This is a genomic window from Neorhizobium sp. R1-B, from assembly GCF_004368875.1.
GTDB classification, from domain to species: domain Bacteria; phylum Pseudomonadota; class Alphaproteobacteria; order Rhizobiales; family Rhizobiaceae; genus Neorhizobium; species Neorhizobium huautlense.
In genome coordinates, this window is record NZ_SOEM01000009.1 from 155,593 (window position 1) to 169,263 (window position 13,671).

The 13,671-nt window shown below is 60.3% G+C and carries 12 protein-coding genes, 1 pseudogene and 1 other annotated feature; of the genes and pseudogenes, 4 read left to right on the forward strand and 9 right to left on the reverse strand.

The features are described from left to right. Positions 1–189: 189 nt before the first annotated feature. Positions 190–3,267: an efflux RND transporter permease subunit gene (locus tag EDE05_RS14845; protein WP_112800114.1), complete on the reverse strand. Its 3,078-nt coding sequence runs from the start codon at positions 3,265–3,267 to the stop codon at positions 190–192. Beyond that, entirely contained in the window at positions 3,267–4,514 is a 1,248-nt protein-coding gene (locus EDE05_RS14850; RefSeq protein WP_134101864.1) for an efflux RND transporter periplasmic adaptor subunit, read from the reverse strand. Before EDE05_RS14850 ends, EDE05_RS14845 begins: the two co-directional genes overlap by 1 nt. 420 nt (positions 4,515–4,934) lie before the next feature. Between EDE05_RS14850 and EDE05_RS14855 the strand changes: the two genes are divergently transcribed. Both EDE05_RS14855 and EDE05_RS14860 read left to right on the forward strand, forming a co-directional pair. Continuing rightward, the gene (locus EDE05_RS14855; RefSeq protein WP_132412278.1) at positions 4,935–5,903 is read left to right on the forward strand and encodes a glycosyltransferase; all 969 of its coding nucleotides are present in this window, start codon (positions 4,935–4,937) and stop codon (positions 5,901–5,903) included. A 15-nt stretch (positions 5,904–5,918) separates the two neighbouring features. Continuing rightward, positions 5,919–6,251: a hypothetical protein gene (locus EDE05_RS14860; RefSeq protein WP_134101867.1), complete on the forward strand. Its 333-nt coding sequence runs from the start codon at positions 5,919–5,921 to the stop codon at positions 6,249–6,251. An 80-nt stretch (positions 6,252–6,331) separates the two neighbouring features. On the opposite strand, the gene EDE05_RS14865 is transcribed toward EDE05_RS14860, so the two are convergent. From EDE05_RS14865 to EDE05_RS14890, 6 genes are all read right to left on the reverse strand, one after another. Continuing rightward, positions 6,332–6,568, reverse strand: coding sequence for a putative quinol monooxygenase (locus EDE05_RS14865; RefSeq protein WP_348631513.1), 237 nt, complete (start codon positions 6,566–6,568; stop codon positions 6,332–6,334). Positions 6,569–6,871: 303 nt separating this feature from the next. Further along, positions 6,872–7,381, reverse strand: coding sequence for a hypothetical protein (locus EDE05_RS14870; protein WP_105372309.1), 510 nt, complete (start codon positions 7,379–7,381; stop codon positions 6,872–6,874). After that, positions 7,374–8,684, reverse strand: coding sequence for a hypothetical protein (locus EDE05_RS27050; RefSeq protein WP_134101870.1), 1,311 nt, complete (start codon positions 8,682–8,684; stop codon positions 7,374–7,376). Before EDE05_RS27050 ends, EDE05_RS14870 begins: the two co-directional genes overlap by 8 nt. Beyond that, positions 8,681–9,439: an ABC transporter ATP-binding protein gene (locus tag EDE05_RS14880; RefSeq protein ID WP_112800121.1), complete on the reverse strand. Its 759-nt coding sequence runs from the start codon at positions 9,437–9,439 to the stop codon at positions 8,681–8,683. Before EDE05_RS14880 ends, EDE05_RS27050 begins: the two co-directional genes overlap by 4 nt. After that, positions 9,436–10,488, reverse strand: a complete 1,053-nt coding sequence (locus EDE05_RS14885) for an iron ABC transporter permease (protein ID WP_134101874.1) — start codon at positions 10,486–10,488, stop codon at positions 9,436–9,438. Before EDE05_RS14885 ends, EDE05_RS14880 begins: the two co-directional genes overlap by 4 nt. A 1-nt stretch (position 10,489) precedes the next feature. Then, complete coding sequence (locus EDE05_RS14890; RefSeq protein ID WP_105372305.1) at positions 10,490–11,575, reverse strand: ABC transporter substrate-binding protein; 1,086 nt, start codon at positions 11,573–11,575, stop codon at positions 10,490–10,492. An 86-nt stretch (positions 11,576–11,661) separates the two neighbouring features. Between EDE05_RS14890 and EDE05_RS26855 the strand changes: the two are divergent. Both EDE05_RS26855 and EDE05_RS14900 read left to right on the forward strand, forming a co-directional pair. Next, positions 11,662–11,909: pseudogene (locus EDE05_RS26855) on the forward strand (IS3 family transposase); the annotation flags it as partial. Then, positions 11,796–11,912: a sequence feature (AL1L pseudoknot), on the forward strand. Its footprint overlaps the pseudogene before it by 114 nt. 978 nt (positions 11,913–12,890) lie before the next feature. Further along, positions 12,891–13,193: a hypothetical protein gene (locus EDE05_RS14900; RefSeq protein ID WP_112800125.1), complete on the forward strand. Its 303-nt coding sequence runs from the start codon at positions 12,891–12,893 to the stop codon at positions 13,191–13,193. Between the two features lie 200 nt (positions 13,194–13,393). On the opposite strand, the gene EDE05_RS14905 is transcribed toward EDE05_RS14900, so the two are convergent. After that, entirely contained in the window at positions 13,394–13,609 is a 216-nt protein-coding gene (locus EDE05_RS14905; protein ID WP_105372303.1) for a hypothetical protein, read from the reverse strand. Between the last annotated feature and the right edge of the window lie 62 nt (positions 13,610–13,671).

Below are 13,671 nucleotides of genomic sequence, written 5' to 3' on the forward strand. Positions count from 1 at the left end.
CTGCATGCCGCTTTAAGACCAGATATTTTGACTTGTTAAGATTTGTTGCAGCCGGGACGAAGCGATGCCTCTTAGCATATGGGTGGTTGTGGATCTCAGGCCAGAGGTTTTTCGCCGGACTACAGGAGCGGAAGGCCGAATAGCAGATCCTCGGCCTTCCGCGACCGCGCCACTTCGCCAGCAGTGGCGCTATAGCGGTGATCGGATACGCTCAGTCTCAGCCGACTGGAGGTATGGCTTGAAGATCCTGGCGATCCGATCACCGAAATCGGAAACGATGAGATGAAGCGAGGGGATTACGATCAGCGAGAGGAGTGTTGAGACCAACAGCCCGCCGATAACTGCAATAGCCATTGGCGCCCGAAATTCGCCTCCATCACCCACGCCAAGAGCCGAAGGGATCATGCCGCCGGCCATGGCGAGGGTCGTCATGACGATGGGGCGAACGCGCTCGGCACAGGCCTCGATGATCGCATCGACCCGCGAAAGGCCGTGCGCCTCCCGCTCGATGGCGAAATCGAGGAGCATGATGGCGTTCTTCGTGACGATACCCATCAGCATCAGCATTCCGATGACAACCGGCAGCGATATGGCGCTGCCGCTCAACCACAGCCCCGCGACGACACCGCCAATCGACAGAGGAAGAGACGCCAGGATCGTCCATGGCGCCAGAACGCTGCCGAACAAAAGTATCAGCACGACAAGAACGAGCATGATGCCCGATCCCATCGCCACCGCAAAGCTCTCGAAAACAGTGCTTTCCGTGTCGGAGTCTCCCGTTGCCTGAAGGCGGACGCCTTCCGGCAGGTTTTTCACACTTGGGAGTTGGAGCAGGCGCTCCATCCCCTGTCCGGATGTCAGCCCATCCGCCATATCCACGCCGATCTCGATCCGACGCTCACGATCGAGCCGCTCGATGGCTGAGATCGTCTCGTCGAAGCTGATGTCGGCCACGGACGACAGCGGGATACGAGTGCCATCGACGGCGGCGATGGTTAGCATTTCGAGCGTCGAGAGATCGTCACGGCCGTTACGGTCAAGAACCACGCGAATGGGGATTTGCCGCTCGCCATCGGTGAAGCTTGGCAACTGGCTGTCGACATCGCCGACGGTGGACAAGCGGATGGTCTGGGCAATCGCAGCCGGCGAAACGCCGAGCGTGGTGGCCTTGTCCGTTTGGACCTGGATCCTGAGCTCCGGACGCATGACGCCATTATCGATGGCTGGAGCGACAAACGCCGGATCGGCTGCCAGTTCCGCCACGATGGCATCGGCGGTCGCCAAGGCCGCATCGGTTCCCAGCAGCGCAAAGGACAGATCACGGCCACCACGCTCGTTGAGAAACCTCAGCTTCACATCGGGGATGGAGGCCAGCCTTTCTTCGATCTCGGCTTCCAGCGCAAACGAGGAGTGATCCCGCTTGGTCTTGTGGACAAGATCGATGAGAATGACCGCAAAGCGAACATCCTCCAACCCCGTGATGCTTGCACCGGCACGGGCAAAGACTCCTTCTACTCCGGGAAACTTACTGACGCGGTTAGCAATTTCGTCCGATACCGCGCGTGTCTCATCAAGGGTGGAACCGGGCGGCAGTTCGGCCGAGAGGGTGAGGCGTCCGGTATCCTCCTCCGGCAGGAAACCGGTCGGCAGCGACGAAAAGGTGAGCATTGCGAGGGCGAAGGAGCCTACAGCCAGACCAACAGTCACCCACCGCAAGTGCAGGCTCACCCGCAGCAAGTCCTGGTATGCCAGAATGAAAGTCCTCTTCTTATGCTCCACCGGAGGTGTTCCGGTCATGACATACGCTGCCAGGACAGGGGTAATCAGCCGCGCAACCAGCAGCGAGAAGAACACGGCGATCGCTACCGTCAGGCCGAATTGGCGGAAATACAGACCCACCTCGCCTTTCATGAAACCCACCGGTGCAAACACGGCGATGATGGTGGCGGAAATGGCAATGACGGCAAGCCCGATTTCGTCGGACGCGTCGAGGGACGCACGATAGGCGGACTTGCCCATGCCGCGATGGCGCACGACATTTTCTATTTCAACGATCGCGTCGTCAACGAGTATGCCGGTGACCAGCGTGATCGCCAGAAGGCTCAGGATGTTGAGGGAAAAGCCGAGAAGATCGATAACAAAGAAAGTGGGAATGATGGAGAGCGGAAGCGCTACCGCGGCGACAATCGTCGCCCGCCAATCGCGCAGGAACAGAAAAACGACGATAACAGCAAGCGCGGCACCCTCCACCAATGTGCTCATGGTCGAGGTAAAATTGCCTGCCGTATAGGTGAAGTTGTCGTCGACGAGGCTGAAGCGCACGTCGCTGTCGCGAGCGCCCATCTCCACCAGCGCTTTCGAGACCAGGTCCGCAACTGATATTTCGCTTGCGCCTTGCGACGGATAAACCGAAAAACCCACGACGTCGCCTCCCCCGAGCGTGGCGAATGTACGCGCTTCCGCCATACCGTCCTCGACCCTTGCGAGGTCTCCCAGCCGGACAGAGGCGTGGGGAGAAAGCGCAATGCGGTGATCGGCAAGTTCTGTAACGGTGTTTGCCGCCGCAACCGTCGTCAGGGCCTGCTCGCGACCGCCGAGAGAGCTCCTCCCGCCGGAGTTCTCAATCTGGCCTTGCGAGAGACTCTCATTGAGGACGCTTGCAGAGAGGGAAAGCGCCTGCAGCCGGCCGGGATCGAGTTCGACGCGAATTTCCCGATCAGCCCCGCCGACACGCTCGAGCCGCCCGACACCTGGCAAGCCCTGCAGGTTGCCCGCAACCACATCGTCTATATACCAGGAAAGATCGGCGACCGTCCTATTTGCACTCGACACCGCGTATGTCACGACCGATCGCGCTTCTTCTTCGACCCGCTCGACAACAGGCTCGTCGACGGCCGCAGGCAAGTCGGAACGAATTTTTGCCAGGGCATCTCGTACGTCCACAACCGCCCGGTCCGGAGAAACCACGCCCAACTCGAATTCGACATTGGTCACCGACCGGCCTTGGCCAATGGTTGAGGTGATTTGCTTGATGCCGGTCAGCGGCGCGACGGCGTTTTCTACCAGCCGCGTCACTTCAATCTCGAGTTCGCTCGGCCTCGCTCCGGATTGCTCGATCGTGACCTTGACCAGCGGAGTTATGACCGCGGGGAAATAGGTAACCGGCAATCGGGAGAAGCTGTAGAGTCCCGCCACCATCAGGGTGACGAAAAGCAGAACCGATGGCAGCGGATTGCGGATTGCCCAGGCCGAGAGGTTCACGTTCATCAACGCACCGTCCCTTCGGAACGGTCGAACGCGGCCGTCTCGGGAGGCTCCGACCGCAGGCTGTCTTCCTCTGACACGACAACGGGCGTCACTCGATCCTGATCCCTCAGGAAGCCGCCTGCCTTCAGCACGACCATTTCGCCGTCCTCGACACCCTCGATGATCTCGACGAAATTGCCCTGCCGCAGGCCAGTCTGGACGGCCCGTGTTTCGACGACATCGTCCTTTACGACATAGACACTGTGGGAAAGGCGCGTGCTTCTGACGGCCGTCGCCGGCAGGAAAACATTCGTCCTCGTCGAAGTATCGATGACAGCGCGTGCAAATACACCCGGAATAAGGCCTTCGCTTTCATCGAGCTCGATCCGAACCGTGCCGCTTCGCGTTTTTTGTTCTATTTGAGCCGCATTCAATCGCAGCGTGCCACCAAGCGGTTCGTCGCGACCAGGCACGGTTACTTTCGCGCGCATGCCCTTGCTCAGCCGGACAAAATTCGTTTCCGTGACTTCCGCTACGAACTCGATCTTGCCGTCCTTGGCAAGGCGAAACAGCGGGGTTCCCGAATCCGAAGTCATAATACCAACTCGGGCGTTCCGCTCCAGAACGAGACCCGATTCTGGCGCGCGTACAGTGCTCCTGCTGATTGCCAGCTCGATCTCCCTTCGTTCCTGCGCGATCAACTGCTCCTCGGCGCGCGCTAGCGCCAGTGACTGTCGCGCAAGTGCCGTCTCCACAAGGGCCCGGTCGTAAGCGTTTTGACGTTCATCCAGAACCTGATCAGCGATAATCCCCTTCGGTTGCAGCGTCAGGCTCCGGTCCAGCTGCTTTCGAGCCTCCCGCTCGGCAACAAGTGCAACCTCAATCTTGCCGCTCTCGACAGCCACGGCGGCTCTGGCGCGCAAGGCCCCTACCGCATTTTTGTCAAGCGCGAGCATTGCATCAGCTCGGTCAAACACGGCGAGCGGTTGACCCTGTTCGACCGTCTGGCCGACTTCCGCCAGGATCTGCTGTATTTCCCGGCCCGCAACCAGGGGCTGGACCATAACCTCCTCGCGAGCCGCGAGGGACCCCACGACCGATATTCGCTCGACAATATCGCCCTGTTTGGCAAAAGCGACTGTGACAGGCGCTTTGTCCCGTGCCAATGCAGCTGATCCAAGGACAGCAAACCCAAGCGCGAGAACCATGGCCCCTTTGCCGGGCAGCCAGAGAGAGCAGAACCTGCTCAACCACACTTTTATATTCATGAAGCGACCTCTCTTCTGATGCCTTGGCCATAAAAGACATCCGGCAATTCGGGCCGCACCCTAGTGATCATGGAAGATCGCAACGTTTTATCGCGTTAAGATTTGTTGCGCTTCAACAACTCACGCTCGTTCGACAGTTCCTGGCGGCTATCGCAGGGTTAGGCGCACGAGACGGCTCCGTGCGGAAAGCCAGGGCGTTCCTGCGATCTGTCGACGCCGTCGTCAGTGGTGCCTCTCATAATAGGAAAGGGCGACCTGTCCGGTAGAGCGCCCTGAGAGCGCTGCAGCTATTCATGACCGCCAGGTCGAACCGATTTGAAATTATTGGAAATCTACCGAAACCGATCGCAACAAATAGCAGCACCAACCTCGCCAATTCCCGCCTAAGCCGAACTCCTCACTTAACGGGAGTCGCACACCTTGATCACGATCGTATGCATGAAATGGGGCGCCGGATTCACGGCCATGCACGTAAATGCACTCTATGCCGGTGTCTTACGGCACATGGAGGAGCCATTCGAATTTGTCTGCCTGACCGACGACGGGTTTGGTCTTGCGTCGGGCATCGCGGTGCGGCCCATACCTGAACTTGCTCTTCCAGAGGGTGCTTGGAGGAAGGGATGTTGGCCAAAAATCGGAGTATTTTCGCCAGATCTTTTCCCGTCGGCAGAGGCGGTGCTGTTCCTTGACCTTGACGTCATCATCCAACGCTCTCTCGCTCCCTTCCTTGCCATTGTCCGAGAACGCCGGCACCTCGTCATTCAGCGGGAGTGGAATCCGGATCTTTGGAGCCTGCTTCCCATGTGGCTCAGACCAGATCGCGGAGCACAATCTTCGGTTTTTGGATTTTGCCCTTCAACGGCCGAAGCCATATTTAGCGACTTCGCCGCCCATACTGCCGAACGCATCAAGTCATTCAAAAACGACCAGACCTACCTCACACAAACGGTGAGACGGAGAAGCTACTGGCCAGCCGGCTTCTGCGTGAGCTTCAAAAGAAGCTGCACGAAATATTTCCCACTCAATTTGCTCTTCCCGAAGGTCCGGCAGCCAAGCAAGGCCAGGATTGTCGTCTTTCATGGCAGACCTCGGCCGTGGGAAACAATGGTGAGAGAGGGTGAGCGCTGGGGCTCAAAGCGACGCTTTGGTATCGGTCCGGTTCCATGGATCAGACAGTATTTCGATCAAGGGGATGCCATGCTCACGTCGTTGCACGCTATAAATAAAGGAGGACCACAGCTTGTTTCAGAGAAGGCTCCCGCGTCCTCTCCACGTCCTAGATCACACGGGAATCGTGAATCAGAGGAAGGCCAGCAAGCTCCTATCATGGCCTGCGCTTGCGGATGCGATTGTTCAACGAACAACCGATTCTTCTCCGTTTCCAAATAAGTAGGTCCTTTTGCCGTGACCAAATTACTTCATGCCGTACACCGCATTCTCCTTTACGTTCCTCATCGCGATATCGCGGGCAAACTCCTGGAGAGCCTTGCGTCCCAAGGTTATTTGGCCGCGGCGGTTGCAGATCATGAAGAATTTTTAACGTCGCTCAGACAGGATCATTATGATGTCGTCGTGACCGGAACGAGACATGTCCGCGAAGTCAGGGCCGGAGGCCATCATCCTATCATCAACTACGAGGTCTTCATTCACCGACACCAATCAGGGGAGCCCCGAACCTATTTTCATATGGATGATTTCATCAACCGTATCCGCTTCTATACAGGAGCGGCGGTTTGAGGCGGCTTTTCTTCCTTGAAACAAGACGAAGGCCAAAGTCGATCGCCGGTAGCTATAACCCCCGCCATCCCTAGCCATTGCTAGGTTGGGAACTGCGTTCCTCCCACGAGGCCCTTGCGAGTAGCGCTCTTATTCAGTTTGAAATCCGAGGCGTGCCGCCAGTCTTCGAGCATCATCCACGCGTCGGGAACGTCATTGGACTGGTGGGTCTCGTAGCGTAGGCAGCCTTCCTCCTTGCGGGAGGGAGAGACGAGCCGAAGCAGTTCATCGCGAGCGGCCCGGCTTCGCCGTGAAGTAGGCCACGTTGGTGAGGTCAGCCATTCCGGTCTCTTTGTTCGTTAGGGCGACACCCGCATGGTTACGGAATGTCCGGAAAAGATCCCTCGCGCCTTTGCGGGAGCGACGATTTGGCATTCAGCTTGCGCCACGATGATCAGTTAAACCCATGATCGTCTTGCGGGCTTCTAACTCGAAGGGCGCCTTTCCTTGCTAACCGCCTGACGAGGCTCTGACTGAAAGTCCGCTGCTCAAGGGTAATGAGAGCAGCATTCAGGACCGGCTAAGAACTCTGACCGCAGCCATTCACGCGCGATATGTTGGATTTCTCGGTCAGATTTGGATCAAACGGTCCTTACGCCATACACCTCGTGTGCAGGGATAGGCAGCAGGCGATAAGCCATCTCCGCCTTCAGCTCCTCGTGGCGGGCGATCTCGTCGGGCGTCTTGTCCCTCTTGGCGCCCAGCGTGACGAACTCTTCCTTCACATGTCCGGGCTTGATCACGGCTTCGGCGGTCCGCCCGCGATAGCTGAAGCGAAACACATAGGGACCGGGAGGATCTGAAATAATGTCCTTGCCGCCGATCGATTTGTCGATGGTCAGCCGCCCCTCGGTCAGCGCCCGGGTCACCATTTCCAGCGCGTCGCGGCCGCCGGGACCGGAAAAAGCGGTCACAATCAGCACCTCGCGCCGCTCCAGCGGCGTGTCGGACAATAGCGGAAACGCCGCTTGCATGGCCTTCAGCGCATGCGCGACGCCGCCGGGAAAGCCGCCGCCGTGATAGGCGTTGATGCTGTCAAAGGTGAAGCTTATCGGGTGTCCGTTGTCGAGGACGGTGATCTCGTTAGACATGGGCATAGGCCCTCAGATTGGGGACGAGCCGGTCGAGGAAGCGTGTCGTCGCCGGCATGAAATGCGAACCGTGATGGAACATCGGATCGAGTGAGGAGAGGATCATTGTTCCCGATGTCGTGACCTTGTCCTCGTAAAGGATCGCCCGGTCTTCGCCATCGCGAGCGAGAACGGTGGCGTCGTCCGGCGGCGTGAACCAACCATGCAGATGCCAGGTTGCTTCGTTGTCGCCGATACCCGCCATCAGCGGATGGCTGGCAGCGGCCTCGGTGACGCGCACGCCGAGATTGGCGGCCGGATCGAGCCACCACCACCAGTTCGTCGGCGTACCGGTGAAGTCGACATGCGGCAGCCAGAGATCCGACCGGCTCTCGCCGAGCGCCACCACCGTGCCTCCGTCCGTGAGATGGCGAGCGATCACGTCCTTCTGGGCGATCATGCGCTGCGCCGGCGTACGGCATGGAACCCAGAGAATATCGTCGGGGCGCAGGATGTCGGCGAGCTCTTCGGGCGCGCAGATCACGTCGAATACCTCCGTGTAGCGCGGTCCTTCCAGGCTGCGGATATGGTAATAGGTGCCGCAGGATAGCGCGACGACGCGCCGTCCCGTCCGGCTCGACATGCGCATGCCGCCATAGGTTTCGGGCGCGGCAAGCGGCAGCTCGGCGGCCGGTAACGCAGGCGCTGAAGGCCATGGGTCGAGGCAGGGTCCGCCAAGCGTCCAGTCGATCATGCGCCGTGTCAGTTCGCCCGACAGGTTCCATTCCAGCCCCATCGAGCCGAGGTCATTGCCGGCATGGGAAAAGATCCGCCCGCCTTTCGGCCGCGCCCAGACCCAGTCGACCGGCACCCGCGCCGGTCCCAGACCGTTGACCGCCACGGCACCTTCGGGTAGCGGATTGCAACCCCGGCCGTAAAAGCCCGCCACGCCCTTGTTGGTCTCGAGCTTGGAAAGCTCGATGCCGGAAAACAGCGGATGGGCATTGACGGAGGAAAGGTCGAAATCGGCGCGCTTCGGCGCCTCGATCGGCCGGTACTGGCTCATACCCTCGACCAGCGGCCGCACCATGTGGCCATTGAAGAACCAGCGTCCGCCGGCGTCGAGGAAGGCGGCGAGCGCCTCGCGCATCAGGGCCATGGCGTTCTGGTCGAGCTGGTTGCCGGTGATCAGGCCCTTGTGGGCCAGAAGCATGTCGGCGTTCAGCGCCGGCTGCTCGACGATCGTCACCAGACCCTCGGCCGCGGCCGCCTTCACCGCCTCGGACGGGGCCTCATACGCTGATTTCAGGTAGATCGTGCTCATGCGGCCTCTATTCCGGCGAAGGCCGGCAGGATTGCCCGGCGCGTCTCGCCCGTCGGTCCGGTGACGTCCACCCATCGCATCGCCACGCCGTAAAGTTCCGACAGTTTGTCGGGCTCGAGCATCTCGGCGACGGTGCCGTGCATCTCACGCCCTTCCGGCATCATCAACAGCACGTCGTCGGCCGCCGCCAGCGCATGGTTGGGATCGTGGGTGGTGAACAGGATCGCCTTGTTGCGGCGAAGTCTCAGCATGTTCAGGAGTTCCAGCGTGCGCGACTGGTTGCCGAGATCGAGTGCCGAGGTCGGCTCGTCGAAGACCAGCGCCGGCGATCCGCTGGCGATGGCCCGGGCGATCAGCACCATCTGTCGCTGGCCGCCGGACATGCGGTCGTAGCGAAGCTCGGTCAGATGGCAGGCGCCGACCTCGACCAGCGCCTCCTCGGCCGCCGCGCGGTCGTCGGCCGAGGGCTGGCCGAACAGGCCAAGCCGCGCCGCCCGGCCCATGATCACGACATCGAGGCCGGAAAGCTTGGCCTGCGAGGCGCCGTGCTGCGGCACGTAGCCAGCGATTTTCGGAGCGCTGCGGCGACCCTTCACCAGCGGCTGGAAGCCGAGCAGGGCGCGCAAAAGCGTCGTCTTGCCGCGGCCATTGGGGCCGAGCACCGCCATCGACCGGCCGACCGGCACGGTGAAGCTGATGCCGGAAAACAGCGTGCGGGCGCCAAACGAGACGGAGGCGTCTTCAAGGCCGATCATGTCCGGTTCGTCTCCTTGAAATGGCGGCGCAGCAGGTAGCCGAACACCGGCGCGCCGACCAGCGCGGTCAGCACGCCAAGCGGGATCTCCGCCGCCGTCAGAGTGCGCGCCATGGTGTCGATCAGTGTCAAGTAGGCCGCGCCCAGCAGTGCCGATGCCGGGATCAGCGCGCGGTGGTCCTCGCCGACGAGGATACGCGCGGCATGCGGCACGACGAGCCCGATCCAGCCGATGATGCCGGCGACCGCTACCGAGGTTCCGGTCATCAGCGAAATGGCGGTGAAGATGTACCAGCGCTCGCGGTCCGGATTGACGCCGAGCGACCGTGCTTCTTGCTCCTCCAGCGCCAAAAGGTTGAGCCGATAGCGCAACAGCCAGACGGCGATGAGACCAAGCCCCATGCCCGGCACGGCGAGCCACAGGCGCGGCCAGGTAGCGGTCGAGAACGAACCCATCAGCCAGTAGACGATGGCCGGCAGCGAGGTATTGGGATCGGCGACGAACTGAACGACGGACACCAACGCCGCGAACAGCGCCCCGACGATCATGCCGGCGAGGATGACCGTGATCACCTCGGTGCGGCCGTTGATACGGGCAAGAAGCCCGACCAGCACCAGCGCCGACAGGCCGAGCAGGAAGGCCATGCCGAGCAGCACGACACCGGAATAGCCAAACAGGATGGCGAGCGCTCCGCCAAAAGCGGCCCCCTGACTGATGCCGAGCACCTGCGGCGAGACCAGCGGATTGCGGAACACGCCCTGCAGGGCCGCGCCACCGACGGCGAGCGCCGCGCCTGACAGCGCCGCCAGAAGCACGCGCGGCAGGCGCACGAGCAGCACGATGCGCTCGTCCATCTGGGTCGGCGCGGCATCCGGGTTGAGGATCGCCGCCAGCAGGATCTCGCCGATCCGCGGCACGTCGACGGAAAAGCGTCCGGCGCCGATCGAAAACAGCATGGCGGCAATCAGCGCCAGCACCATAAGCCCGAACGCACCGGTCCGCAAACCGATCAGGCTTTGGCGCCCGCTCTCCGTCGCCGCCATCGCCATCCTACTTCGCCTTGAACTGGGCGTAGTCGGTGGCGTCGCCCTGCATGCCGATCCACAGGATGCCGTCGATGTCCTCGTCGGTCAGGTCGTAGGCGTAGAGCGTCTTGTAGGCCTTTTTCATCTCGCCGCGCAGGTCGTACTGGAAGACGTCGGGATGCAGGAGATTGGCGAGCCACATCCAGGTCATTGGGCTTTCCTGGTTCGGCGGATCCCAGCGATAGCCGCCAAGCGGCATCTTGTAGACGCGCTTTTCCTGGGCGGCCTTGGTCAGCGACAGGATCGGGTCGTCATAGATCCGCTCAAGGCCGAGCTTGGCCTCGAAACTGTTGAGGAGAATGACATCCGGGTTCCACTCGGCGATCTGCTCCGGGCTGATCGTCGTGCCCTGGCCCTCGAGATTGGCGGAGGCCGAAGTGGCGCCGACCAGATTGATGTAGAAGGCGTTGTAGTTCCCCTTGTCGCCAGATGCCGTCAGACTTTCGAGGGCGCGGCCGAGATAGAGGACTTTCGGCTTCTGCTCCGCCGGAATCTCCTTCGACTTCGCCGCCATTTCGGCGGCCACCTGGTCACGCCAGCCATTGATCATCTCCGCCCGTTCGGGCTTGCCCATCGCGGTCGCCACCATGGCCTGGTACTGCTTGGTCTTCTCCTCCGTGCCGTAGGAGATCAAAAGGGCGGTCAGGCCGGCATTGACGATCGGGTCGACCAGGTCCGGGCCGCGATCGGCCCACTGGATGACGAGCTCGGGATTGGTGGCGGCCAGTTCCTCGACGTTCGGAATGAAGTTCGGCGCGGTGATGTCGGAAGGAATGTCCTTGGCCTCGGGGAAGATCTTGCCGAGCACGCCCTCGACGATCGCCGACTTGGCGGTCGGGTTCATGCCGACCAGCTTCGAGGTTCCGCCGTCCATGGCGATGATGGTCGAAGCCATCGGGATCGGGATCGATGCGATCCGCTTGACCGGCTTTGGCAGTGTGACGGTGCGGTTCTCGTGGTCGATGATGGTGATCGGATCAGCGGTTGCGACCATTGGCTGCGCAAAAACGAAGGCAACTGTAATCGCTAGCTTGTTCCGTCTGAAAAGCATGAAAACCCCCTAGAAATTCTATGACGCATATCCAATCGTAAATATGATTTATTTTGTCAAGATAATTGGGGTGACTGTCATCAAACGAGTGGGTGAGGAAGGTTGAAGTGGACAGCGGCAAACGTGCGGGTTTGCCGAGTGACGTCGCGGAGAAGATGAAGGCACTGGAGCGGGAGAACCGCGAACTTCGTCAGGCCAATGAGATTTTGCGCAAGGCCTCTGCATATTTTGCCCCGGCGGAGCTCGAGCGCCCACTGAAGCGATGATCTCCTTCATCGATGCAAACCGCTCGGTGCTCGGGGTCGAGCCGATCTGCAGACTTTTGCCGATTGCCAAGAGGCCTTAGGCTGGCTTCCGTAATAGCGCGGCTACCACAACGGCAGGAACGCTGAATAGCATGTCCAAGGGAACGACGCGCTGTTTGAGATCGACGCCATAACAATAGCTTGGCTTATTTGACATTCATCTGGGGCTGCATGCAGTCGTTCAGATTTCGAACGAACTTATCCAGCGTAGAGTTCTCATCGTCCTGAGCCTCGTCGGCAAAGACTTCTGCGACCAGCAGAATTCCGACTACCGGTCGTCGACCGCGACAAGATTGCTCGTTGTGCGGAACCCACTGGGGATCCCTCCCGGAACTCCGCCAGAGAGATGCTGGCCTTTCGCTTTTCTCATCCTGATCATGGGCGCCACGCATGCTTTCGCCGCGCGAATGGAAAGACCGGTAGCGAACGGATCCCCCACCGGCCGGTGTTTATCCACGCCGTTAACTCGACCGAAACCGCGAAGACCGAGGGAGTCGCGCCGACCCTGGATGAGTGAGTTCTCACGACCTCCAAGTCGCACGCGCCTCGTTGATGGGCGATGTTGCCGAACAAACAAGCGGCCCTCTTTAGCTCCATCCGATCCGCGAAACATGCTCAAACGATTGTCACGCCGATGTCACGCGGCGGCGGCCAATGAATGCACTAAGGTATGAAAACTGTCCGTTAAGAGCATTTATCCGACGAGCAATTTTCGATGATCAAGTTATACGTCTCCTTGGCATTCTCCCTGATGGTTGCAGGAGCATCATTTGTGGCAGCCGTGAACCAGGGACCGTCTCAATCCCACTACCTACATCTGGCGAGGCAACACGAGTGAAGCGACATTTTCGCTCGAACGATCGACTGGCGCGCAGTCCTTCAACATGGCGCAAATGCAAACTGCACAGTTAAAACACTATCGGTGTTCGTCAGCCGCCGCCGCTTACCGAGAGCGCACGCGCATCTGAGGTCTCGTTTCCAGATTGGTGTATGTGGGGGAGAACCAAACCATGCCGGCAACGTCTGACTTCGTTCGGGAGCTGTTCGCAGCCGCCAACCAGATCGATATGATTACGATGTCCGAAGGCAGGAGACTTGTCGATAGGGCCGCATCGACGATCAAGGACCAGCGGGAACGGCTTGCGGAGATGGGCAAGATCCTTCCGGTGACACGAGACGTCACGGCGGATCTGCCGGGGTTTTTGGCATGTTTCGATCTGATGCCACCTCAACTGGTTTCCGTGACGCTGATGAAGTGCGCCGACGAGATCGTTCGTCTCGGACGACTGCTCGGAGATCATGAAACTTGCTGAGTTAACCGTGCGTTAACGGTGTTCGGAACGCCGTCTGGACGAAGCAGCAGCGCTGGCGGAAATCTCCAGCGCCGCAGCTCCGTCCAGACGGTACCCCACTGCGGTGAGGCTCGACACGCTTCCATAGCTTGCGTGTCGAGCCTTCCAATGCCGCGCCCCTGGAGTCCCGGGAACGGCAACCGGCTTACCCCCTAAGCCGATTACTGATAGCGATTGCCGGTCGCCGTTCGTGAAGCCACAAGCCTTGCGATGTCGACTTCGACGTCGCTGTGCAGTTCCATGCTGATTGCTTCCAAGGTTACCGAAAGTCCTGCTTCCACCTCCCGCGACTGCAGTAGACGCGCAGTATCGCGCGCGTAAACGAGCAGGCGCGCCAAAGCTTCCAGCTCGGCATTCCGATCGATGTCATGCGTCATTGAAACGTCCCTCGTTCCCTCGGTCGGACGCGCAATCTAACCCGAACCGCAAAGGACTGGCG